The 22,765-nt window shown below is 63.3% G+C and carries 26 protein-coding genes; 7 read left to right on the forward strand and 19 right to left on the reverse strand.

The genetic code is table 11. From position 1 onward, the window contains the following. Positions 1-82: 82 nt before the first annotated feature. Complete coding sequence (gene rpmF / locus V7Q81_RS00570; RefSeq protein WP_333839299.1) at positions 83-262, reverse strand: 50S ribosomal protein L32; 180 nt, start codon at positions 260-262, stop codon at positions 83-85. Positions 263-274: 12 nt separating this feature from the next. Then, entirely contained in the window at positions 275-697 is a 423-nt protein-coding gene (locus V7Q81_RS00575; RefSeq protein ID WP_333839301.1) for a YceD family protein, read from the reverse strand. 201 nt (positions 698-898) lie between these two features. On the opposite strand from V7Q81_RS00575, the gene V7Q81_RS00580 reads away from it, so the two are divergent. Together V7Q81_RS00580 and V7Q81_RS00585 are read left to right on the forward strand one after the other, a co-directional pair. Then, the gene (locus V7Q81_RS00580; RefSeq protein ID WP_442954721.1) at positions 899-1,492 is read left to right on the forward strand and encodes a Maf family protein; all 594 of its coding nucleotides are present in this window, start codon (positions 899-901) and stop codon (positions 1,490-1,492) included. Beyond that, on the forward strand, positions 1,479-2,207 hold the full coding sequence (locus V7Q81_RS00585) for an SAM-dependent methyltransferase (RefSeq protein ID WP_333839304.1): 729 nt from the start codon (positions 1,479-1,481) through the stop codon (positions 2,205-2,207). Before V7Q81_RS00580 ends, V7Q81_RS00585 begins: the two co-directional genes overlap by 14 nt. Positions 2,208-2,220: 13 nt before the next feature. On the opposite strand, the gene V7Q81_RS00590 is transcribed toward V7Q81_RS00585, so the two are convergent. From V7Q81_RS00590 to V7Q81_RS00605, 4 genes are read right to left on the reverse strand one after another with little or no spacing between them, the layout of a single operon-like run. Beyond that, entirely contained in the window at positions 2,221-3,168 is a 948-nt protein-coding gene (locus tag V7Q81_RS00590; RefSeq protein ID WP_333839307.1) for a S49 family peptidase, read from the reverse strand. A gap of 6 nt (positions 3,169-3,174) precedes the next feature. After that, positions 3,175-3,528, reverse strand: coding sequence for a Rieske (2Fe-2S) protein (locus V7Q81_RS00595; protein ID WP_333839309.1), 354 nt, complete (start codon positions 3,526-3,528; stop codon positions 3,175-3,177). Then, positions 3,507-4,169, reverse strand: coding sequence for an HAD-IA family hydrolase (locus tag V7Q81_RS00600; RefSeq protein ID WP_333839311.1), 663 nt, complete (start codon positions 4,167-4,169; stop codon positions 3,507-3,509). The genes V7Q81_RS00595 and V7Q81_RS00600 overlap by 22 nt, the downstream gene beginning before the upstream one ends. Further along, the gene (locus tag V7Q81_RS00605; protein WP_333839312.1) at positions 4,162-5,127 is read right to left on the reverse strand and encodes an RluA family pseudouridine synthase; all 966 of its coding nucleotides are present in this window, start codon (positions 5,125-5,127) and stop codon (positions 4,162-4,164) included. The genes V7Q81_RS00600 and V7Q81_RS00605 overlap by 8 nt, the downstream gene beginning before the upstream one ends. 428 nt (positions 5,128-5,555) lie before the next feature. On the opposite strand from V7Q81_RS00605, the gene V7Q81_RS00610 reads away from it, so the two are divergent. Beyond that, the gene (locus tag V7Q81_RS00610) at positions 5,556-8,141 is read left to right on the forward strand and encodes an Rne/Rng family ribonuclease (protein WP_333839315.1); all 2,586 of its coding nucleotides are present in this window, start codon (positions 5,556-5,558) and stop codon (positions 8,139-8,141) included. On the opposite strand, the gene V7Q81_RS00615 is transcribed toward V7Q81_RS00610, so the two are convergent. Next, positions 8,142-8,648, reverse strand: coding sequence for a low molecular weight protein-tyrosine-phosphatase (locus V7Q81_RS00615; RefSeq protein ID WP_333839317.1), 507 nt, complete (start codon positions 8,646-8,648; stop codon positions 8,142-8,144). Positions 8,649-8,687: 39 nt separating this feature from the next. Continuing rightward, positions 8,688-9,704, reverse strand: a complete 1,017-nt coding sequence (gene ahr, locus V7Q81_RS00620) for an NADPH-dependent aldehyde reductase Ahr (RefSeq protein WP_333839318.1) — start codon at positions 9,702-9,704, stop codon at positions 8,688-8,690. Between the two features lie 71 nt (positions 9,705-9,775). On the opposite strand from ahr, the gene mtnA reads away from it, so the two are divergent. Beyond that, complete coding sequence (mtnA, locus tag V7Q81_RS00625) at positions 9,776-10,849, forward strand: S-methyl-5-thioribose-1-phosphate isomerase (RefSeq protein WP_333839319.1); 1,074 nt, start codon at positions 9,776-9,778, stop codon at positions 10,847-10,849. On the opposite strand, the gene fabG is transcribed toward mtnA, so the two are convergent. From fabG to guaB, 5 genes are all read right to left on the reverse strand, one after another. After that, positions 10,846-11,586 (reverse strand): 3-oxoacyl-ACP reductase FabG, encoded by a 741-nt coding sequence (gene fabG / locus V7Q81_RS00630; protein ID WP_333839321.1) that lies wholly within the window; start codon positions 11,584-11,586, stop codon positions 10,846-10,848. The genes mtnA and fabG overlap by 4 nt on opposite strands. Positions 11,587-11,786: 200 nt before the next feature. Continuing rightward, positions 11,787-12,287, reverse strand: coding sequence for a L,D-transpeptidase (locus V7Q81_RS00635; RefSeq protein ID WP_333839322.1), 501 nt, complete (start codon positions 12,285-12,287; stop codon positions 11,787-11,789). After that, positions 12,268-12,741, reverse strand: a complete 474-nt coding sequence (tadA, locus tag V7Q81_RS00640; RefSeq protein WP_333839323.1) for a tRNA adenosine(34) deaminase TadA — start codon at positions 12,739-12,741, stop codon at positions 12,268-12,270. Before tadA ends, V7Q81_RS00635 begins: the two co-directional genes overlap by 20 nt. A 536-nt stretch (positions 12,742-13,277) precedes the next feature. Next, positions 13,278-14,840, reverse strand: coding sequence for a glutamine-hydrolyzing GMP synthase (guaA, locus tag V7Q81_RS00645; RefSeq protein WP_333839324.1), 1,563 nt, complete (start codon positions 14,838-14,840; stop codon positions 13,278-13,280). A gap of 73 nt (positions 14,841-14,913) precedes the next feature. Then, the gene (gene guaB / locus V7Q81_RS00650) at positions 14,914-16,374 is read right to left on the reverse strand and encodes an IMP dehydrogenase (protein ID WP_333839326.1); all 1,461 of its coding nucleotides are present in this window, start codon (positions 16,372-16,374) and stop codon (positions 14,914-14,916) included. 172 nt (positions 16,375-16,546) lie between these two features. On the opposite strand from guaB, the gene V7Q81_RS00655 reads away from it, so the two are divergent. Further along, positions 16,547-17,011, forward strand: a complete 465-nt coding sequence (locus V7Q81_RS00655; protein WP_333839327.1) for a DUF4124 domain-containing protein — start codon at positions 16,547-16,549, stop codon at positions 17,009-17,011. A 34-nt stretch (positions 17,012-17,045) separates the two neighbouring features. On the opposite strand, the gene V7Q81_RS00660 is transcribed toward V7Q81_RS00655, so the two are convergent. Together V7Q81_RS00660 and V7Q81_RS00665 are read right to left on the reverse strand one after the other, a co-directional pair. Further along, on the reverse strand, positions 17,046-17,348 hold the full coding sequence (locus V7Q81_RS00660) for an RnfH family protein (protein ID WP_333839328.1): 303 nt from the start codon (positions 17,346-17,348) through the stop codon (positions 17,046-17,048). Further along, the gene (locus V7Q81_RS00665; protein WP_333839329.1) at positions 17,345-17,785 is read right to left on the reverse strand and encodes a type II toxin-antitoxin system RatA family toxin; all 441 of its coding nucleotides are present in this window, start codon (positions 17,783-17,785) and stop codon (positions 17,345-17,347) included. Before V7Q81_RS00665 ends, V7Q81_RS00660 begins: the two co-directional genes overlap by 4 nt. Positions 17,786-17,868: 83 nt before the next feature. On the opposite strand from V7Q81_RS00665, the gene smpB reads away from it, so the two are divergent. Further along, positions 17,869-18,312 carry an SsrA-binding protein SmpB gene (smpB, locus tag V7Q81_RS00670; RefSeq protein WP_333839330.1) on the forward strand — a complete coding sequence of 148 codons (444 nt, stop codon included), beginning with the start codon at positions 17,869-17,871 and terminating at the stop codon, positions 18,310-18,312. A gap of 196 nt (positions 18,313-18,508) precedes the next feature. Next, positions 18,509-19,480 (forward strand): COX15/CtaA family protein, encoded by a 972-nt coding sequence (locus V7Q81_RS00675; protein ID WP_442954722.1) that lies wholly within the window; start codon positions 18,509-18,511, stop codon positions 19,478-19,480. A gap of 113 nt (positions 19,481-19,593) precedes the next feature. On the opposite strand, the gene ccmI is transcribed toward V7Q81_RS00675, so the two are convergent. From ccmI to V7Q81_RS00695, 4 genes are all read right to left on the reverse strand, one after another. Continuing rightward, a complete protein-coding gene (gene ccmI, locus V7Q81_RS00680; protein WP_333839332.1) occupies positions 19,594-20,826 on the reverse strand; it encodes a c-type cytochrome biogenesis protein CcmI in 1,233 nt (410 codons plus the stop codon). Next, the gene (locus V7Q81_RS00685) at positions 20,823-21,293 is read right to left on the reverse strand and encodes a cytochrome c-type biogenesis protein (protein ID WP_333839333.1); all 471 of its coding nucleotides are present in this window, start codon (positions 21,291-21,293) and stop codon (positions 20,823-20,825) included. Before V7Q81_RS00685 ends, ccmI begins: the two co-directional genes overlap by 4 nt. Then, positions 21,290-21,814: a DsbE family thiol:disulfide interchange protein gene (locus V7Q81_RS00690; protein WP_333839334.1), complete on the reverse strand. Its 525-nt coding sequence runs from the start codon at positions 21,812-21,814 to the stop codon at positions 21,290-21,292. The genes V7Q81_RS00685 and V7Q81_RS00690 overlap by 4 nt, the downstream gene beginning before the upstream one ends. Further along, a partial coding sequence (locus tag V7Q81_RS00695; protein ID WP_333839335.1) for a cytochrome c-type biogenesis CcmF C-terminal domain-containing protein occupies positions 21,811-22,765 on the reverse strand: 955 nt, incomplete at its 5' end. The genes V7Q81_RS00690 and V7Q81_RS00695, both read right to left, overlap by 4 nt.

Consider the following 22,765-nt stretch of genomic DNA (forward strand, 5'->3'; position numbering starts at 1 on the left):
GCGTCACTGCGGAAACGCCGGGCTTCTCACTCGGGCGATCCGCTTCTTACAAACACGGCGCGGCCGATAGACGCGCTGACGGCTATTCGCCTTTGGACTTGACCACTTTGCGACCTCGATAATGGCCGCTAGGGCTGATGTGATGCCGCAGGTGCACCTCTCCCGTCGTCGGCTCGATGGCGAGCGGGGGGGTGCTGAGGGCATCGTGGGCGCGGCGCATTCCCCGGCGCGAGGGCGACTTCTTGTTCTGCTGCACGGCCATGATTGCGAACTCCTATCGTTCGATGCTCTTTCTGTCTTTGAGAAGGGCGAGCACGGCAAACGGCCCGCCGTCGGGGGGTTCGAGATCCTGGGACACCAACCGAGGACTGCACGCGGTATCGGGGTGGACAGGGGCGAAAGGCATGGCCAACAGCAACTCGTCTTCCACCAACGCCTCCACATCCAGATTGGGATCGGCGACCCATGCCGTCCACTCCTCCGGCTCCTCCTCCACTGGACCCAGGTCACGCTCGGAGGCCACCAGCCGAAATCCGCTCTGGAGATCAACCGGCAGCTCCATCGCTTCCAGGCAGCGCTGGCACTGCACCACCAGCGTTCCGGATACGAAGAGGTGCAAAATAGGGTGGCCGTCCTGGTCGACCATTCCCTCGAGGCGATAGAAAATTTCGCCTTCCTGGGAAGCCAGGCAGTCCACGAGCCGGAGCAGGCTCGAAATGCGAATTGTACCCCGCAGGTTGCCTCCCTCTCGCGCAAAACGGAGGGAATCAACCGTCGTTTGAATAGACATAAACAAATAATGATATTATTTCGTTGAATTCGCGTCAAACTTGAAAACGGAATCCGCCGGGCGGTACGTTCACGGCCCCTGCTCTCCAATACTTCCGTTCAAGCTGTCTTGATCCCCCCATCGCTGCCCATCGTACTCGCTTCCACGTCCCGCTACCGGCGCGAGCTCCTTGCCCGGCTGGGGATCCCCTTCGACGTCTTCGCCCCCCACGTGGACGAATCCGCGCTACCTGGGGAAGAGCCCGCAGCGCTGGCGCTGCGCCTGTCTCGGCTCAAGGCGCAGGCCGCACAGCGAGCCTATCCTCGAGCCTTGATCATCGGCTCCGATCAGGTAGCAGCCCTGGACGGGGCGACGCTGGGGAAACCGGGCGATTATGCCAACGCCTTCCGGCAACTCGAGCGCATGAGCGCCCGCCAGGTGGAATTCCACACCGCGGTGAGCCTGCTCAACAGCGCCACGGGAGCACTGCAGAGCGAAGCCACCATAGTCCGAGTACGCTTCCGCCCGCTGAGTGAGGAGGATATCCACGGCTACCTGTCGAAGGAGCCGGCTTTCGACTGCGCCGGGGCTGCGCGGGTGGAGTCCCTGGGCATCGCCCTGTGCGAGCGCATCGATAGCGAGGATCCCACTGCACTGATCGGCTTGCCGCTGATTACGCTGGTGTCTATGTTGCAGCGGGAGGGGGTTTATGTGCTCCGCTGAGCGGCGTGGCCGGGGCGTACTCTATTTGGTGCCTTCTCCCCTCGGCAATACCGACCTTGACCGGATCTTGCCCGCCGGCGTGCGGCAGATCGCCGCAGGCCTCGAACATTGGATCGCCGAAGGTCCCAAGACGCTACGGCGCTTTCTCAAGCTGAACGGCACGCGGCTGCCCTTGCAGCAGCTCAAGATCGAAGTCTTGCAGGAGAACACACCCCCCGCCGCGCTGGAGCGCCTGCTCTCGCCGCTGGAGGCGGGGCACGACGTGGGCATCGCCTCGGAAACCGGATGCCCAGCGGTGGCGGACCCGGGCGCAGCCCTGGTGCGCTTGGCCCACCGCAGGGGCATCCGGGTGGTGCCTTTGGTGGGGCCCTCTTCCCTGCTTCTGGCACTGATGGCTTCAGGCCTCAACGGCCAGCAATTCGCCTTCCACGGCTATTTACCGGTGAAGTCCACCGAATGTCGCGCCCGGATCAAAGCCCTCGAACGCGACTCCCGGGCGCGCCGCTGCACCCAGATCGTGATGGAAACGCCCTACCGCAACGCCCGGTTGTTCACGGCACTACTAGAAGTCTGCCACGACGAGACGGAATTGTGCATCGCCGAGAATTTGACCGCCGCTGCTGAGCGGATCGAGACCCGAACCATCGCCGAGTGGAGGAAGAACCCCCTACCGCCGGGCGAAAATCCCTGTCTCTTCCTTTTCCTGGCGTCCTAGCCGGCTTTTTTTCTCAGCGCGGAAGGCTAACCCCCCAGGTCCGCAAAGCGGCGCCTGTCGCAGCACCAAAACGCCGAGCCAGCCGCTCGCCCAGACCTTCCTGGGGAGTGAAATCCACGATGTGTTCCGCTTTGATCACCTCCCGAGCCACCTCGGCGGCGCTGGCGAAGTCATCGGCCAATCCCAGCTCGATGCTGCGGGCGCCAGTCCATACCAGGCCGCTGAAAAGCTCGGGTGTCTCTTTGAGTCGCCCTGCCCTGCCCTCGCGCACCACCTCGATGAACTGGCGATGGATCTCCTCCAGCATCCTCATCGCGTGGGCCCGCTGTTCGGGGTCCATGGGAGAGAAGGGATCGAGAAAACCCTTGTTTTCTCCGGCAGCAAGCAGCCGGCGCTCAATGCCAAGCTTTTTCAGCGCCTCGCTGAAACCGAAGCCGTCGATCAGCACTCCGATGGACCCGATGATGCTCGCCTGGTTGACGAAGATCTTGTCGGCTGCCACGGCCGCGTAATAGCCGCCCGAAGCGCACACATCCTCCACCACCGCGTATAGCGGGATGTGGGGGTGGGCTTTTCTCAGGCGTTTAATCTCGTTGTAGATATAGGCCGCCTGGACCGGGCTTCCGCCGGGGCTGTTGATGCGCAGGATGACCCCGGCCGTATTCTTGTCCTTAAATGCCCGCTGCAGTCCGGACACCACGACATCGGCACTCGCCCGTTCGTCGGCAGCGATGATGCCGCGCAGTTCCACCAGGGCACTGTGCTTGCCCGGGATCGTCATGTCGGTCTTGCCGATCCAGCCGAGCACCAGGAACAACAGGAGAAACAGATAAAGAAAGATAAGCAGCTTGAAGAAAATCCCCCAACGCCGGGCCCGGCGCTGCTCTTCGATTGCCGCCAAGGCGACTTTCTCCAGGACCTGGCGCTCCCACCCGGGGCTCGCGTCACTGTGTTCCAGCATCGTTGCCTACTCTTGTATTTGCAGATAGAGCACTTTTCCTTCCTGCTCTTCGACAGCGACCGGCGTCAATGCTGCGCTATAGCAGGGCCCGGCGATGCATCGACCCGTCTCTGGCGCGAAGAGCGCGCCATGCATCGAGCAGACCAAGTATACCCCGGAGTCATCGAAAAAACGGCCCTCTTGCCAATCCAGCTCGACGCCCAGATGAGCGCAGCGGTTGAGGTAGGCGTAAACACGGCCGCGGTGGCGGATCGCAAAAGCGGGGAGCCGCACTCCGCCCCGTTCAACCCAGAAGCGCGCTCCCAGCCTCCCGTCTTGCAGGTCGGCGGAAGCGCAGATCAGGCGTTTGTCGCCAGCCATTGGTTCAGCTCGGCCACGCTCTCCACACACCCGAGGGGCTCTAGGGCCATGAGGGCTTGCTTGGGATGGGCGCCATAGGCAACCGCCAGGGCCGGTACGCCCGCGTTGCGAGCCATTTGCAGATCATGCACAGTGTCCCCGATCATCAGGGCCCGTTGCGGCGCCAGAGCGAATTCCTCAAGGAGCTCCTGAAGCATGGCGGGATGGGGTTTGGAGAAGCATTCGTCGGCACAGCGGGAAGCGTGGAAATAGGGCGCGAGCCCGGTGGCGCCAAGGGCCCGCGCAAGGCCCCGCCGGCTCTTTCCGGTCGCCAGGGCTAGCCAATAACCCCGAGCGTGTAGACCCTCCACCGTCTCCCGGGCGCCCGGGAACAGGGGAATGTCATGGTCGCGGGCAAGGAAGTGGAGGCGGTAACGCTCCACGAGCTCCCCATGACGCGAGGCAGGCAACTCGGGCACCAAGGCGGTCAGCGCCTCCTTCAGTCCCAAGCCGATGATATAGCGGGCAGCCTCTTCGCTTGGCTCGGGCAGGCCCAGGTCGCGGCAGGCAGCTTGTACCGAAGCGACGATGGCCGCGGCTGAGTCCACCAGGGTCCCGTCCCAGTCGAATACCAGCAGATCGAATCGGCGGGTATCAGTCATGGGGAAGTCCCGAACTTTCCTGCGCCAGCAAGGTAAGGAAATTCCTGAGCTCCTCAGGTAGCGGCGCATCGATGATCAGGTACGCTTTAGAAGCGGGATGGTGGAACCCTACCCGAGCCGCGTGCAGGAACATGCGTTTGAGGCCCAAGCAGGCAAGCTTCCGGTTCCAGGCGAAATCCCCATATTTGTCGTCGCCGGCGATGGGATGCCCCAAGTGGGCCAGATGGACCCGGATCTGGTGAGTGCGGCCGGTCATGAGTTGGGCCCGCAAGAGGCTTGCCTCCTCCCATGCCCGCTCCAGGATGAACCGGGTTTCGGACGCCCGCCCGCCCGGCTTCACGCTGACCCGCCGCTCCCCGGTGGCGGTCACGTATTTGTTCAAAGGCAACAGAACGCGCCGCTCCGGCCAGCGCCAATACCCTTTGGCCAGCGCCAAATAGACTTTTTCCACTTCTCCCGAGCGCAGCTGTTCATGGAGCGCGGCCAAGGCATCGCGCTTTTTCGCTAAGAGCAGTACCCCCGAAGTCTCCTTGTCCAGCCGGTGAGCCAGCTCTAGGAATCTCAGACCCGGCCGCTGCAACCGCAGGGCCTCGATGGCTCCTAGGCTTACCCCGCTGCCTCCGTGGACCGCAAGGCCGGCCGGTTTATCGATGGCGACGAGCCATTCATCCTCATACAAGGTCCGCTGCCAGAGGTCCGGTCCCCCTTGGGGCAGACGAGGCGACGGGCGCTGTCCCTGCCGCAGTGGCGGGATGCGCACCCGGTCACCGGCCTGGAGGCGGTAGCCAGGTTCCACGCGTCGGCTGTTCACCCGCACTTCACCGGTACGCAACATTCGGTAAATTAGGCTCTTCGGTACCCCCTTCAGGCGCTTAGCCAGGTAGTTATCGATGCGCTGCTCGTGGGCTGCCTCTCCCACCTCGTCCCGAAACGCCGGTCTTTTGCTTAAACTATTCATTCTGCTTATACTTATAGATTGCACGCCGCGTCTGTCACGGGCGTCGATGCAGCGGGGCGGCCGCCCGATCCTGGCCAGCCCGGCTTGAGAATGCGTCCGATCACCGGCTGCGAAGGATACTGGTTAATGTCGCTCACCACGAAGACAAGTAGCGGCACGCTAAAGCACGATTGCGCGCTTGATCCACTCGGAAGCATTCGGCGAATTCCGCAGGCCTCCTGATGTCCCGCCCCGCAGTCCGGCGTTGCGACAGCGCCTACGGCCCATCCGGATCCCGAGCCATAAGCACGAGAGCTGGCACACCCAGGACGTGAGCCGTCGACTCCTCCCTCCACCGTTCGAGACGAGCAAGGTGATCCTTCGCCCGCATATCACCCGGGCGCGCCCAGTCTTGTGCTTCCCGTGTGGCGAGCGCGGGAGACCACGCAATGAAACGCATGTTATTCAACGCGACCCAGCCAGAAGAACTCCGGGTCGCCATCGTCGATGGGCAAAAACTTGTTGACCTCGATATCGAAACGGCGGGCAAGGAGCAACGCAAGGGTAACATCTACAAGGGTATTATCACCCGCATCGAGCCTAGTCTTGAAGCCGCCTTCGTCGACTACGGCGGTGAGCGGCATGGCTTCCTGCCCTTCAAGGAAATCGCCCGCTCTGCCCTCCCTACCGAGGGGGAAGCCCGAGGCCGGATCCAGGACCTGCTGAAAGAAGGCCAGGAGCTGATTGTCCAGGTAGACAAAGACGAACGGGGCAGCAAAGGCGCCGCGCTCACGACCTACATCAGCCTGGCCGGCCGCTACTTGGTCCTGATGCCCAACAATCCGCGCGCCGGGGGAATCTCCCGCCGCATCGAAGGCGAGGACCGCAATGAGTTGCGAGACATCCTGGCGCAGCTGGAGATCCCGGAGGGCATGAGCGTCATCGCTCGGACGGCGGGCATTGGGCGCACGCTGGACGAGCTCAAGTGGGATCTCAACTATCTCCTGCAATTATGGAAAGCCATTGAGAATGCTGCCCAAAGCCAAGGCGGCCCCTTTCTCATCTACCAGGAGAGCAGCCTGGTGATCCGGGCCATTCGGGACTATTACCACCAGGATATCGGGGAAATCCTGATCGATACCGAGGAGATCTACGAGCAGGCCCGGCAGTTCATGGGACATGTGATGCCAAGTCACGTGAACCGGATCAAACTTTACCGGGACGATATCCCCCTTTTCTCCCGCTTTCAGATCGAGCACCAGATCGAAACGGCCTACGCCCGGCAGGTGGCCCTGCCTTCCGGAGGCTGCCTGGTGTTCGACCACACAGAAGCGCTAGTGGCCATCGATGTTAACTCCGCCCGTGCCACCAAGGGGCAGGATATCGAACAGACGGCCCTCATGACCAATCTGGAGGCGGCCGACGAGGTGGCCCGGCAGCTGCGGCTACGGGACGTGGGTGGTCTGGTGGTGATCGATTTCATCGACATGGAGGACCCCCGCAACCAGCGGGAAGTGGAAAACCGCCTACGGGAAGCCCTCAAGTACGATCGCGCCCGGGTCCAAATGGGAAAGATTTCCCGCTTCGGCTTGCTGGAGCTGTCGCGCCAGCGGCTCCATCCCTCCATCGGGGACACGAGCTACGTGCCCTGCCCCCGTTGCAACGGCATCGGCCATATCCGCAGCGTAGAATCCTCGGCTTTGCACATCCTGCGCATCATCCAGGAAGAGGCCATGAAGGAGAATACGGCCGTAATACATGCTCAAGTACCGGTCGATGTGGCCACCTTCCTGCTCAACGAGAAGCGGGTCGATATCCACTCGATCGAAGCGCGGCTCAAAGTGGAAGTGATCTTGGTGCCCAATCCCCATCTGGAGACGCCCAAATATTCCATTAAACGGCTGCGCCACGACGAGCTCAATCGCGGAGCTCCCTTGCCACCCAGCTTCGAGCTGGTGGAAAAGCCCGCCGAGGAGGCGGAAATCCCCGCTTGGCAGGAGCCCAAGCCCGCCCGTCCGGAGGCGATGGTCAAGGGGTTCACCCCCTCTCAACCACCGCCCCCCGCCGCCAAGGAGGAAGAACCCGCGGCGCAAGCGACTGCCGTTACCGAGGCGAAAGGGCAGGGGGTCTCCCTGCTGGCCAAGGTGTTCAGGTGGTTCAAGGCGATTGGCGAGCACAAGGAAGCGGTGGCGCCCTCACCCACCGCGATGGTTCCTCCGGAGCCGGCGAGAAGTGCAGCGGAAGGCGCAACAGGAAGGCGCCGGCGTCGGCGCGGAGGGGAGGCACGCCGCGCGAGCCGCGAGGAGGCCTCCCTGGCCAAGACCACGCCCCTTCAGCCTGAAACGCGGGAGCGGGTAGCCGAGGCGCCGCGGACCAGACGGGAAGCGCATCCCGCTGTCGAGGCTCCTGCCGCTTCCCTGGAAAGCGCCGGGCCTGCCCGGGAGGGCCGCGGACCTGAAAGGGCCGAAGAGGGGGGCGGTCGGCGCCGGCGTCGGCGGCATCGGGGTGAGCGCCGGGAGGGTCATTCTGCCCGGGAGGCTGTAACCCCACTCCCGGTGCCCGCTGATGGAGCCAGGTCTGGCGTCGGAGTGGAGGCGGGCACCCATGAGCCCCAGGCAGCCGGGAGGGAGTTGGCCGGGTCACCGGCACCCGCCCGGCCTGATCCACCGAAAGAGGCGGCTGTTACTGTCGAGACAGTGACCGACTCTGCCCCGCCCAAGGGGGGCAGCCAGCCCTTCGCCCCCGTCCTAGGAGTGGAGGAAGCGGTTTCCCCACAGGCCACTTCGGCGCCACAGACGGCCCAAGCGGCAGCCGGCACCGTGGTCCTGAAAGAACTGGGGATTACCGTGGACGCCGATCCCCTGGCGGGAAGCGGGCTGGTCCAGATTGAGACCGACCCGGAAAAAGCCGCAGCTCCCCTCTTGCCGGAGCCAGCGTTGAGCGAAGCACCACGCCGGCCTCGCCGAATCCGTCCCTCGGCCCCCGCTCTGGATGAAGGGCCCTTGGTCCAGGTGGAAACCCGCCGCGACGCCTGATCACTTTCCGAGGCCTGCTTGCCCCGTGTCACGCAGGGCGGCGAGCAGGCCCTCGGTGGCCTCCTCGATCAAGTCCAGGACCCGCTCGAAGCCTTCGGGTCCTCCATAATACGGGTCCGGCACGTCACTGCCGCGCTCGCGCCGACTGTACTCGAGCAGCAGGCCCAGCTTGTGGCGATGCTCTTCCGGGCAGATCCGCTGCAGATGGGCCAGGTTATGTCGATCCATGGCCAGAATCAGGTCAAAGGTGACAAAGTCCTCTGCCCGGACTTTGCGCGCCACCAACCCTTCCAGGCAATAACCCCGCCCGGCGCCGGCCCTTCTGGCACGCGGATCCGCGGGCTCGCCCGCGTGATAGTCTCCATGGGTTCCCGCCGCCTCCACGTGAATCCTCTCACCCGCGCCCGATTCCGCTAGGCGCCGGCGCATCACCGCCACCGCCATGGGCGAGCGGCAGATGTTGCCCATGCAGACGAAGAGAATTTTTAGCTTGCCGTTTGCGTTCATCGCATGGCTTGTTAAGTGTCGGAAAGAAACGAGTTCCTCTCAGGCAAAATCAGCATCCAGCACGATACGATAGCGGGCTTTGCCGGCCCGTAAATGCTCCATTGCATCGTTTACGCGGCTCATCGGGAAACGCTCGACCTGGGGCGTGATGCCGTGGCGCGCGGCGAATGACAGCATGGCGTCCATGGCGCTGCGCGGTCCTGTCGGAGAAGCCGATATGCTTTTTTGTCCCGCGAGCAGCTCCATGATGCTGAGGGGAATCGGCTCCAGCACCGCCCCAACCACGTGCAGCCTTCCCTTGGGCGCCAGCGTGGCGAGGAGTGCATCCCAGGCGAGCGGGACGTTGACCGTATCCAGGATCAGATCGAGGGAACCCGTGAGTGCTTTCATGGCGGCAGGGTCCCGGCTGGAGATCACCCGATGGGCTCCGAGCGCCTTGGCCTCTTCCCTTTTGACTTCGCTTGAGGTAAACGCCGTGATCTCGCACCCCCAGGCCCGTAGGAACTTGAGGGCCAAATGACCGAGACCACCGATGCCCACCACCCCCACCCGGTGGATGGGTTTGACATCGAACTGAAGCAGCGGAGCGAACACGGTGATTCCGCCGCATAGAAGGGGGCCAGCGGCGCTCACCTCCAAGCCCTGCGGCAAGGGCACTGCCCAAGCCCAGTGGACCCGCAATCGCTCGGCGAACCCGCCATGGCGCCCCACTATGGTGGGCTTGACGTCAGGACACAGGTGCTGGTCTCCCGCCAAGCAATGGAGGCAGTGCATGCAGCTCTGCGCGTTCCAACCCACGCCGACCCAGTCCCCTAACTTCAACCCCTTGGCATGTTCGCCTAAGTCAACCACGCGTCCCACCACTTCGTGGCCTGGGACAAAGGGAAAGACGGTCATGTCCCACTCGTTGTCTAGCATGGAAAGATCGGAGTGGCAGATGCCACAATGCTCCACTGCGATTTCCACCTCTTCCGGACCGAGGACGCCAGCTTCGTACTCATACGCCTCGAGCGCGCCTGCGGGTTTGCGCGCCGCCCAAGCACGAACCTTGCTCATTGATCTTCTCCTCTCTCGAATCGAATGACTCCTATAATGCTCAAATCACAGATGACGTCTGTACAAGAGTAATGCCCATTCCGAGTAAAGTGGAGACCCTGCGCTGGCGTGACGCCCGGTTGGAGCTTCTCGACCAGCGCCAGCTACCCGAGCGCATCGAATACGTGACCTGTGCGAACGCCGGGCAGGTTGCCCAGGCGATCCGCGCCATGGTGGTACGGGGCGCTCCGGCCATCGGCTGCGCTGCCGCCTACGGCATTGCCCTGGAAGGGCTGCGTTTCGCGGGGCAGGAGCGCCCAGCCTTCGATGCCGGCCTGGAGCGGGCGTTTCAGCTCCTCGCTCAAAGCCGGCCCACGGCGGTCAATCTGTATTGGGCGCTGGAGCGCATGCGCCGGATCTGGCGACAGTCCGGAAAGCGGCCTCCCGAGGCGATTGCCGCGGCTCTCCTCGCGGAGGCTCAGCAGATCTTCGCCGAAGACCTTCAAATCAATCTGGCGATCGGTGCCCACGGCGCGACCTTGGTGGCCCATGGGGCCCGGATTCTCACCCATTGCAACGCGGGGGCCCTCGCCACCGCAGGCCACGGCACAGCGCTGGGCGTCATCCGCTCTGCTCGCGCCCAGGGCAAGGAAGTATCGGTGGTGGCCACCGAAACGCGACCCTTCCTCCAGGGAGCCCGCCTGACCGCCTGGGAGATGACTCAGGAAGGCATCCCGGTGACCCTGATAACCGACAATGCCGCCGGATACCTGATGGGCCGGGGCGAAGTGGATATGGTGGTAGTGGGCGCCGATCGGGTGGCGGCCAATGGAGACGTGGCCAACAAGATCGGCACCTACACCCTCGCCGTGCTGGCAGCGCGGCACCGCATCCCCTTTTATGTGGCTTGTCCTTTGTCCACCATCGATCGATCCGTGGCACAGGGAGAGGCCATCCCCATCGAGGAGCGCCCAGCAGAGGAAGTCCTGGGTTACGGCGAGTGCCGCTGGGCGCCCCAGGGCGTGGTGGCGCGAAATCCTGCCTTTGACGTGACCCCTGCCGATTTGATCACGGGCCTGATCACCGAGAAAGGCGTCATCGCGCCGCCTGACCGGCGCAAAATCGAAGCCCTGTTCGGGTGCATCTTGCTTGAACGGCCTGGCTAGAGGGACATGCCCCCACTCACCTCGATGACCGCGCCGTTGATATAACTTGCCTCGTCCGAGGCAAGGAACGCGAACGTAGCGGCGATCTCCTCTGGCTTGCCCAGCCGCCCCAGGGGGACTTTCTGTTCCATGGCAGCGAGCACTCGCTCGGGCACGGTGCTGAGGATGGGCGTCTGGATAAAGCCCGGACAGACGGCGTTCGCCCGGATGCCGCTTCGGCCCAACTCCCGAGCCCAGGTCTTCGTCATACCGATGACCGCGGACTTGCTTGCAGCGTAGTTGGTCTGGCCGAAGTTGCCATATAGGCCGACCACGGAAGAGGTGGTCAGGATGACCCCGGACTGCTGCGGGAGCATTGCCTCTACTACCGCCTTGGTGCAGTTGTAAACTCCTTTCAGGTTGATCTCGATCACCTGATCGAACTGCTCGTCGGTCATGTTTTTGAGCTGCGCATCGCGCACGATGCCAGCGTTGTTGACCAGGCAATCGATACGGCCGTACATCGCCACCATCTCTTTGACCATGCGCTCGATGCTGGCTCGATTGCGCACGTCCACGATAAACCCCACCGCCTCCCCGTCCGTCTGGCGGATTTCCCGGACCGTGTCATCCACCCACTCCGGTGTCACGTCGCACACCGCCACCCTGGCTCCTTCCTGGGCGAACTTGATCGCCGTCGCCTTGCCGATGCCCCGGCCGGCCCCCGTCACGATGCACACCTTCCCAGCAAGCCTCATGCGTTTCCCTCCCGCGTTTGCTCGACGTCATGCTGCGCAACACTTGCGGCTTCCGAGTTTTATGCTGCGCAACAAGCCCGAACTGGCGGGGCACTTTACTCCAAAATTTCGCAGCGCACAATACAAAAGAAAAGTCAAATTCTTTCAGAAATTCCAGGATTCCGGACAGAGCTCGAAAGCGCTTGGGCGCAGGTTAGAGTTCATGCTGCGGCGCAGGAGCCGCACTCCAGGATGTCAACGGGGGTGCCTACCGGCACCCGATCGAATAGGTCGATCACGTCGACGTTGCGCATTCGAATGCATCCATGGGAGGCGGGAATCCCCATGGGGGCGGTATCCGGCGCACCGTGGATGTAGATGTAACGCCGCATGCTGTCCACCTCCCCAAGCCGGTTGTAGCCGGGCTCGCAGCCGCAAAGCCACAGGATACGGGTCAGAATCCAGTCCCGATGGGGATAGCGGGCGGCCAGCTCCGGGGTAAAGAGCTCTCCGGTGGGACGCCGACCGACAAAGACGGTGTTGATGGGTTGGCCAGCGCCGATCTTCGCTCGGATCCGGTGCCGGCCCCGGGGGGTTTTAAAGCTGCCCATTCGTTCCCCGGTCCCGGCTGCGGCCGTGGACACGGGGTAGCGACGAACGAGACGTTCGTCCTCAATCAGATCAAGCTGTTGGTCGCATATCCTAACAACGATCCTCAACATTTTCTGCCCGTCGCCGCTGCGCGAAGAATTCCGTCAACAGCCGAGCGCAATCTTCTGCCAGCAGCCCTCCTTCTACCTGGGTGTGATGGTTGAGGCGCGACTCCCTCGTCAAGTCCACCACGCTCCCGCAAGCGCCAGTCTTGGGGTCTCGGGTACCGTAGACTACGCGGCGGATGCGGGCATGGAAAATCGCTCCCAGGCACATGGTACAAGGCTCCACTGTGACGAAAAGCTCGCAGTCAGGCAGTCGATAGTTCTCGAGCCTAAGGGCCGCGTCCCGCAGAGCCAGCACCTCAGCGTGGGCGCTGGGGTCCCGCAGGCCGATGGGACTGTTGTGCCCTCGGCCCACGACTCGGCCATCTCTCACCACGACCGCCCCGACCGGCACCTCGCCCGCTTTCCAGGCCTCCCGGGCCAGGGTGATCGCCTGCCGCATGAAATCCGCGTCCGTCATGGGGACCGTAGCTTACCGCTGCCTTCCCGCCTCGTGCCAGCCCTTTCGTACACGAAGGCAGGTCTTCCCCATGGCCGCAAGGCTCTGGCGCCTCGTTCCTTAAGCGTTCAAAACGCTCTAGCCCCTCGGAGGATAGAGAGCTTATCCCGGAATCCTTTGCCCCCAACTGCCAGGCTGCGAGCGGCGGCTTCTGACTCGTTGTGGCGGACATTGCCCTTCGCTTGGCCTACCGTAGCAACGGCGCTCTGCGTCGGGCCCCTCATCTCCCATCATTGCCGAAAACGAGCAGCGTGACCCGGGGGGCGTTTTTTTTTTGCAAGCGGCTTGCATGTCTGTCCAGGTGCGCTCGCGGCTGCCGTGACATGAATGGAAAGCGGGCTCATCCGGATCGAGCGCGAAGTATGATGCATCTGTTCGCATCCAGACAGTGGCAAGCCCGGCACGAGGGCGCCGCGCGGCCAACGGGTGAAGGCTTTCCCGGATCAAGAGGAAAGGTGGCGCCGCACTGCCTCCTGCGGCATTGCGGCGGCCTCCTCTTACTCCCACTCGATCGTGGCCGGGGGCTTGCCGGAGATGTCGTAGACGACACGGTTGACGCCACGCACTTCGTTGATGATGCGGTTGGAGACACGGGAGAGGAGGCTATGGGGTAGCTCTGCCCAGCGGGCGGTCATGAAGTCCTGCGTCTCCACCGCGCGCAGCGCTACCACGTACTCGTAGGTGCGGCCGTCCCCCATGACCCCCACGGATTTGACCGGCAAGAACACGGCGAAGGCTTGACTCACCTTCTCATACCATCCGGAGTTGCGCAGCTCTTCGATGAAAATGGCGTCTGCCTGGCGCAGGATGTCAGCGTATTCTCGCTTGACTTCCCCCAGAATCCGTACGCCGAGTCCAGGGCCGGGGAACGGATGGCGGAATACAATCTCCGGTGCAAGTCCCAAGGCAAGGCCTAACTCGCGCACCTCGTCTTTGAACAGCTCTCGCAGGGGTTCCAGGAGCTTGAGATGGAGCGTCTCCGGCAGCCCGCCCACGTTGTGGTGGGATTTGATGGTACGGGCTTTTTTGGTCTTCGCTCCAGCCGATTCGATGACATCGGGATAGATGGTGCCCTGGGCTAACCAGCGGGCGTTCCCGAGCTTTTCTGCCTGCTCTTGGAACACGTGCACGAACTCGCGCCCGATGATCTTGCGCTTCTCCTCCGGGTCGCCCACCCCTGCTAGTGCTCGCATGAAGCGCTCGGAGGCGTCCACCATCAGCACCTTCACCCCCAGGTGACGGGCGAAGGTGTCCATGACCTGCTCGGCCTCGTGCAAGCGCAGCAACCCGGTGTCTACGAAGATGCAGGTAAGCTGGTTGCCAATCGCTCGGTGGATGAGGGCCGCGGCCACCGACGAATCTACGCCGCCGGACAGCCCCAGAATCACTTCGTCGCCGCCCACCTCGGAACGGATGCGACCCACCGCCTCCTCCACGTAGTCAGGCATGTTCCAGTCGGCTCGACAGCCGCAAATAGTATGCACGAAACGCTCTAGGATGGCCTTGCCTTGGAGCGTGTGGGTCACTTCCGGGTGGAACTGCAAACCATAAAACCCGCGCGCCTCATCGGCCATGCCAGCGATGGGCGAAGCGGCGTTGCTAGCGATTACCTTGAAGCCCGGCGGCAGGTCGATCACCTTGTCGCCGTGGCTCATCCACACGTCCAGGAGGCTATGCCCCTCTGGAGTGACCCGGTCCTGAAGGTCGCGAAGCAGACGCGAGTGGCCCCGTGCCCGAACTTCGGCGTAGCCGAATTCCCGCACCTTGGAGCTTTCCACCACGCCTCCGAGCTGGGCTGCCATAGTCTGCATGCCATAGCAGATGCCCAGCACGGGCACCCCTAGACGAAACACGATCTCCGGTGCCCGGGGGGGTGCCTCTTCGTACACCGATGCCGGCCCGCCGGACAAGATGATGCCCTTGGGAGCAAAGGTGCGAATGAATTCCTCGGGAGCATCATAGGGATGGATCTCGCAATACACGCGACACTCCCGCACCCGGCGGGCGATGAGCTGGGTGTACTGGGAACCGAAGTCGAGAATCAGGATGCGATCGTGCACGGGATCGAGGCGCTTACGTGGAGCACATGGCAGCCCTACCGGTCCGGCTCGAGCGCTGGCCATGCTTCCCGGTTCAATCGACGTGGTAATTCGGTGCTTCCTTGGTGATCTGCACGTCGTGCACGTGGGACTCGCGGATGCCGGCGGAAGTGATCTCGACGAACTCCGCCTTGGCACGCAGCTCGTCGATGGTGGCACAGCCGCAATAGCCCATGGCCGAGCGCACCCCGCCGATCAGCTGATTGATTACGTTGACCACCGGCCCCTTGTAAGGCACGCGGCCCTCCACGCCTTCGGGCACCAGCTTGTCCGAGCTCATCTCGGCATCCTGAAAGTAGCGATCGCTGGAGCCCTGCTGCATGGCGCCCAGGGAACCCATGCCCCGATAAGTCTTGTAAGAACGGCCCTGGAACAGCTCGATCTTGCCTGGCGATTCTTCAGTGCCTGCAAACAGCCCTCCTAACATGACCGAATGAGCGCCGGCGGCCAGAGCCTTGGCCACGTCACCGCTATAGCGGATGCCCCCGTCGGCGATCAGGGGTACGCCGGTGCCTTCGAGGGCCTTGGCCACGTTAGCGATGGCCGTGATCTGGGGCACGCCCACGCCGGCCACGACCCGGGTCGTGCAGATCGACCCCGGGCCGATGCCCACCTTGACTGCATCGGCACCGTGGTCTACGAGGGCTTTCGCGGCAGCTGCGGTGGCGATGTTGCCGCCCACCACTTGCACTTGGGGGAACGTGCGCTTGACCCAGCGCACCCGGTCCAGGACTGCCTGCGAATGGCCATGGGCCGTGTCCACCACGATCACGTCCACGCCCGCTTCCACCAGGGCTGCGGCCCGCTCCTCACTGCCTTCGCCCACCCCGATGGCCGCCCCCACTCGCAGCCGTCCCAAGGCATCCTTGCAAGCGTTGGGATGCTCGCTGGACTTGAGGATGTCCTTCACCGTGATCAGCCCCCGCAACTCGAAGTTACTGTTCACCACCAGCACTCGCTCCAGGCGATGCTTGTGCATCAGGGCCATCGCCTCCTCCAAAGGCGCACCCTCTCGCACTGTGACCAGCCGCTCCCGGGGAGTCATGATGTTCCTGACCGGCTGGTCCAAACGGGTTTCGAACCGCAGGTCCCGGTTGGTGACGATGCCCACCACCCGGAGCCCTTCCACCACCGGCAGCCCGGAAATCTTGTGCTCCCGCTGCAGCTCGAGCACCTTGCGCACCGTCATGTCGGGGGGGATGGTGATCGGATCTTTGACCACGCCACTTTCGAAGCGCTTGACCTTGAACACCTCCTGGGCTTGGGCCCGATCGGTCATGTTTTTATGGATGATTCCGATGCCACCCTCTTGCGCGATGGCGATGGCGAGGTCTGCCTCCGTGACCGTGTCCATCGCAGCGGACACCAAGGGGATGTTCAGTTTGATTTCCCGGGTGAACCAGGTCTCCAGGCTGACTTCGCGGGGCAAAACGGTGGAGTGGGCGGGAACGAGCAGAACGTCGTCGAACGTGAGAGCCTTTTCGATGAGGCGCATTTTTTCCTACCTGCCACAAAATATCATTATACCGACCCGACGCCCGGAGGGTAAATGTCGATTCGACATTAACTTTTAAATACAATCAATTGACAAGAAAGTAAAATCGTGTAGGCTGTAGGGCGTTTGCATCAACGTCCTGCCCCGTCGGGCAAGGCAAGGAGCGGATCGCATGACCTTCACGATGAGGGGGCTGGTGGCGGCAACCCTGGCTCTGTACACCCTGCCGTGCTTTGCGGACCTCTACAAGTGCAGCGATACGCAAGGCCGGGTGTATTACACGGATCAGCCATCCGCTCGCTGCCTCCAAGCAGGAACGGCCATCAAGACGCCCCTCCCGGCCCAAGCGCCTGCAGAGAAGGCCGCCTCCCCGGCGCCCAAAAGCCTCCAAGAGCAGGAGCTGGAGTTCAGAAAGCGCCGGGCGGAGCGCGCAGAAGCGGAGCTCAAAGCACAACAAGAGGCCCAACTCAAGGCCCAGAATTGCGACGCTGCCCGGACCAACCTGGCAAGCTATACTCAGGCCGGACGGGTGTTGCGCTTCACGCCCCAGGGCGAGCGGGAGTATCTAAGCGACGAACAGCGGGCCGAGGAGGCCGAGAGGTGGCGCAAGGAGGTGGCCAAATGGTGCGACCATTGAGGCCCTCTGTCACGGGCGACTCGCAGTCGCTGGACTAGCCTTCCGACTTGCGCCGGCCAATCGCTTCCGCCCGCCGGCGCCGGACCTCCTTGGGGTCGGCGATCAGCGGGCGGTAGATTTCCACTCGGTCCCGATCGTTGAGCGGCGCGTCCAGCCGGCTAAGCTTGCCGAACACGCCCACCTTGTTTTTCGTCAGATCGATCTCGGGAAAATCTTGGAGGATCCCGGAACGCTCGATGGCTTGCTGCACGGTGGTGCCTGGGGGCACGGTGATCTGCTTGAGCCGCTGCAGGTGCGGCATAGCGTAGACCACTTCCACCGTCAGCTCATCGCTCATCGTTTGCCGTAGATCTGCTCCGCTCGCCGGGTGAAGGCATCGACGAAACTGTTGGCGATCCGGTGGAACACGGGACCCACCAGCTTTTCCAGCAGCTTGTGGGAAAACTCATAGTGCAGCCGAAACTCCACCTTGCAGGCCTGCTGCTCCCCCAGGGGGATGAAGCGCCAGTGGCCATCCAGGCGCCTGAAAGGGCCGTGCCTGAGCTCCATCTCGATAAGCTCAGGGGGCTGCTTGGTGTTCTCCGTGGTGAAGCTCTGACGAATATGGTGGTAATCGATGACGATGGTGGCGTGGCTGCGGTTGCCATCGATCGGCGTCTCGGAGGCACCGCCGCACCAGGGCATGAACTCAGGGTAGCGCTTCACCTGATCCACGAGTTGGTACATCTCCTGGGCCGAATACGGCACGATAACGGAACGCTGGACTTCGGCCATGGGTCGTTAGGGAAACCTCGGACACCGCCAGGGGAGAGTGCAAAAATCGTTAAAATAACGTATTTTCGTCCTAATCTCACCCGATGAGCATCGCCCAGAACAAAAAGGCGCTCCACGACTACTTCATTGAAGAGCGCTACGAGGCCGGCATTGCCCTGGAAGGCTGGGAGGCGAAGGCGATCCGGGCAGGGCGGGTCCAACTCAAGGAAGCCTATGTGGTGGTCAGCAAGGGCGAGGTATTTCTGGTGGGCTGCCACGTTAGTCCGCTGCCCACCGCCTCGACCCACGTGCACCCGGACCCCACGCGCACGCGCAAGCTGCTGCTCCATGCCGAGGAGATCAGACGGCTCATCGGCAAGGTGGAGCAGCGTGGCTACACTTTGGTGCCCCTGGACATGCATTATCGCAACGGCCGCATCAAACTGGAAATCGGCCTCGCCCGTGGCAAGAAACTTCACGACAAGCGGGAAGTAGAACGTCAGCGGGAATGGGAACGGGAACGCCAGCGACTGCTGAGGGTGAGATGAACCGGCACGGCGAGCGCTTGTTGCATGGGCCGACTCGAGACCGTATCATGGGCGCCGCCTTCATCCGGCGGCTACCATGCCCGCTCCCACGGTACGAGCTTTTCCCTTGGTGAGACCCGCGAACGGCATTCCTCCTCCGGTTCCGCCCCGGGCAGTCATCGCCTGGCTCTTCGTCTGCTGTGCCTTGATTTTCGCCATGGTGGTGGTGGGCGGCGTCACCCGGCTCACCCATTCGGGACTTTCCATCGTGGAGTGGCAGCCCATCGTGGGCACCATTCCCCCCCTGTCCCAGGAGGATTGGGAAGCCCTGTTCCAGAAATATCAGCAGACACCCGAATACCAGCAAGTGAACAAGGGCATGTCTCTGGATGAATTCAAGGACATCTTCTGGTGGGAATACTTCCATCGCTTGCTCGGTCGCGCCATCGGCGTCGTCTTCCTCGTACCCCTTATCTATTTCGCGATCAAGCGCTCCATCGACCGGCCGCTCGCCTACAAGCTTAGCGTAATCTTCATCCTAGGAGGGCTACAGGGAGCGTTGGGCTGGTACATGGTCCAGAGCGGTCTGGTGGATGATCCGCGGGTGAGCCCCCTGCGCCTGACCGCTCACTTGGGGCTGGCGTTCCTGATCTACGGAGCTCTGTTCTGGATCGCCCTCGATCTGTTGCGGATGAAGGAACCGCGTCTCCCCAGAGATCCCCGCCTGCAAGGGCCTAAGCGCTTCGCCTATGCCCTGGCCGCTCTGGTTTTCCTGATGGTGCTCTCAGGGGGGCTAGTGGCGGGGCTGCGAGCGGGTTTCGCCTATAACACCTTTCCCCTGATGAATGGTCGGCTCGTTCCGCCCGAGCTGTTCATGCTGGAGCCGTGGCACGTCAACTTCTACAGCAACATGGCCACCGTCCAGTTCAATCACCGCTTGATCGCCTGGTTGCTCGCCTTCTTCACGCTGGCTTTCTGGCTCTGGGCGCAGCGCTTTCCCTTGCCGCCCCGCGCTCGCATCGCCGTCCATGGGCTTGTTGCCCTCCTTGCTCTGCAGCTCGGCCTGGGCATCGCCACGCTCCTCCTGGTGGTTCCCCTTCCCCTCGCCGCGGCTCACCAGGCGGGGGCACTCTGCGTGTTCACCTGCGCGTTGTGGGTGGCCCACGAACTGCGGTGGGCTGGTGCTTGAAAGCCCGAGGGATTTTTTCGCGGCAAAGCCTGGGCGGGCGATAGCGTAGCTTGATCCACTTTACTCCCTCCTCACCACGATGGGCCATCAGCCCAGACAAAATATCCTAAACCTTAGGGGGTGACCCGGTCGATCACGATACGCACGTCTCGGGCGTTCGAAGCCACTGGCCCTGCGCTGCCCACGAGGTCACCGCTCTGCAGCTCAGCGCTTCCAGACTTAGAGATTCGAGCGATTACCATCACCTTCGGGACGCCGGAGAGAGAAACGCCAGGCACCATGCCCATGCCCTCGTCCAGGGTGAAGCTCAGGGGGAGATCGGAGGCTTTTGCCCGCAAGATGGCGAGGGGCATGGGGGGTCCCTCCACCGCGCGGGCGTAGATGAACAGGGTATCGTCGGGTTTGACCCGCGCCGCCAATGCTGGGCTCAGGGTGGCAACCCCGGCCAGCCGTCTGCCCTGCCCTGCGGCGACAGGCGCGCCGCTTTCCTGCTGGCCGGCGCGTTCCTTCGAAAGCCGGTCGCGGGCTTCGGACAAGCTCTCTTGCACTCTCTCAGCCAGCTCGGAACCCGGCTCGAGCTGAGCCGCTAGCCGTTCCCAGTAGAGGACTGCGCCGGCGTAATCGCCTCGCTCGAAGGCTGCTGCCCCCGCCAGGGCCAGAGACTTGGGATGGCGTGGATCGATTTCCAGCGCACGGGTGAGCAACTCTCCGGGCTTGCCCAGTAGGGATCGCCCTTGGCCCATGGCCAACGCGTCGGCCAGGTCGGCCAGGATCGCTGCATTGTCCGGGTCAAGAGCCCTCGCCCGCTCGAAAGCCGCTGCCGCCTGATCGAACCGCCCCAAGGCCGAATAGGACCGGCCGAGTAAGGCCCAACCCTTGGCGTCTTCGGGGTGTTCTTCCAGCCGTTGCGCCAGCCGAGCCACCATGGTTTCCACGTCCGCGGGCGAGGGGGGGAGGGGTTCGGTGGAAGCCAGGCGCAAAGCATCGAGGCTTCCGATCTGCAGATAGAGCAGGATCGAAGCGATCGGTACCGCGAGCGCCAGCAGGACGGGAAGGGCAAATCGGCCTCCGCCGCGCGCAAGCGTGCTGGCGGCAGACGGGGCGGTGTCCAGATCCCGGAGCATCCGGCGCTTGAGCTCATCCAACGCCTCCTGGTACTGGGCGTCGGTTAGCAGGCCGTTTTCCCATTCCCGGTTGAGCTCCTCACGCTGATCTTGGTAGACAGCTCGGTTAACGCTCAAGGGATCGGCGCCTGTAGACCGGCGTGGACCGCGCAGAAGAGGCACGAGGATAAAAGCGAGGGCCAGGGCGAGGAGCGCACCGCTCGCCAATAGGAAAGCGCTCATCGCCCTTCCCGCCTCTCCTCCGCAGCGAGCAAGGTCTCGGCTTTACGGGCCTCCTCCTCGCTCAAGGGCGGCTCATGAGCCGGGCGCCGGCGCACCACTACGACTAGCACACCGAGTCCGATGGCCAGCAGTACGAAGGGCCCGACCCACAAGGCAAGGGTAGTGGATTTGACCGGTGGGCGGTAGAGTACGAAGTCCCCGTATCGGGCCACCAGGAACTCCACCACCTCCCGGTCGCTGCGGCCCTGGCGCATCATCTCCCGGATCTCCCGGCGCAGATCCCGGGCCAGGTCCGCATTCGAGTCCGCCAGGGATTCGTTCTGGCACACGAGGCAACGCAGCTCCTTGGCAAGGGCCTGAAGGCGTGCTTCCAAGGCCGGGTCTTCGGACAGGGGCACGGCCTCTTTTGCCGCGACCGGTCCCGCGAGCAGGATAAGGAGCAGCCAAAGCCAAGGAGTGCGCCTCATCCCTTGAGCTCCTCAATCACGGGCAGCAGCCGCTCTCGCCAACGCTCCGGGCTGAGGGGCCCGATGTGTTTGTAACGGATGATCCCCTTGGCATCGATCACGAAGGTCTCCGGCACCCCATAGACCCCATACTCGATTCCTACCCGGCCTTCCTGGTCCATGACGCTCACTGCGTAGGGGTCGCCAAAGCGGGCGAGCCAGGCAAGGGCCGCTTCCCGTTGATCCTTGTAGTTAAGCCCCACGATGGGCACCATCCCCGAGCGGGCCACCTCTAGGAGCAAGGGGTGTTCCTCCAGACAGGCGACACACCAGGAAGCCCAGACGTTTAAGAGCCAGACCTGGCCATGCAGATCGGCCGTATGGAAGCTTTTTTGCGGCTCGCGCAGCTGGGCGAGCCCGATTTCCGGGGCGGGCTTGCCGATCAGAGGGGAAGGCACTTCCCGCGGATTAAGCCCGAGCCCGACGAAGAGGAAGGCCGCCACTGCGGCAAACAGCCCCAGGGGAAGAAGGAAGCGGATCATGGTCGCTCGGTCTGCGGCACGAGTTCTCCGGCTGCGGCGACCTCCTTTGCTTCCTCTTGCCTCGCCCGCCGACCCGCGACCCGGTAGCGCCGGTCGGCGATGGCGAGAAGCCCACCGAGGGCCATCAGAAGACAGCCCCCCCAGATCCAACCGACGAAGGGTTTGTGATACACCCGCACGCTCCACGCCCCGTCAGGTAAGGGCTCGCCCAGGGAGACATACAAATGGCGGGTAAGGCCGTAATCGATGGCCGCTTCGGTCATGGTTTGCCCGGAAGCGGGATAGAAGCGCTTTTCCGGATGAAGCGTGCTCAAGTAACGGCCCGCACGGGTGACGGTCACCGTTCCCCGCAATGCCGAATAGTTGGGACCGGGGCGCTCGGCAACGCCCTCGAAACGAAACGCATAGCCCCCAACGGTCACCGTGTCCCCCACCGCCATACGCACATCGGTCTCCGTCTCATAGCCCTTGACCAGCGTCACCCCGAAGACGAATACCGCCACCCCCAGGTGCGCGAGGTGCATGCCGTAGTAGCTCCGGGATTGGCGCTTGAGCCGCGTCCACAGGCTTCCCTTGCCGGAAGCGTCCCGTAAACGCCCCCAAAGGGCCACCACCACGCTCCCCACGATCCAGGTCCCAAGCAGCAGCCCCAAGGCGATCAACGGGGTCCACGCGCCTAGGGCGAAAGGCAGAAGCAGAGCGGTGGCAATCCCGGTCGCGAAAGCCCAGCGCAGGCGCCGGGCAAGCTCGGCGAGGCTCGCCTCCTTCCATCGGGCCAGGGGGCCGATGCCGATCAGGAAAAGGAGCGGCGCCATCAAGGGCACGAACACGGCATTGAAATAGGGCGGACCCACCGAGAGCTTGCCCAAACCCAGGGCGTCCATGATCAAGGGATAGAGGGTACCGAGCAGCACCGTACCACAGGCCACCACCAGCAACACATTGTTGGCC

This window comes from Pelomicrobium sp., assembly GCF_036803785.1.
Taxonomy (GTDB): domain Bacteria; phylum Pseudomonadota; class Gammaproteobacteria; order Burkholderiales; family UBA6910; genus Pelomicrobium.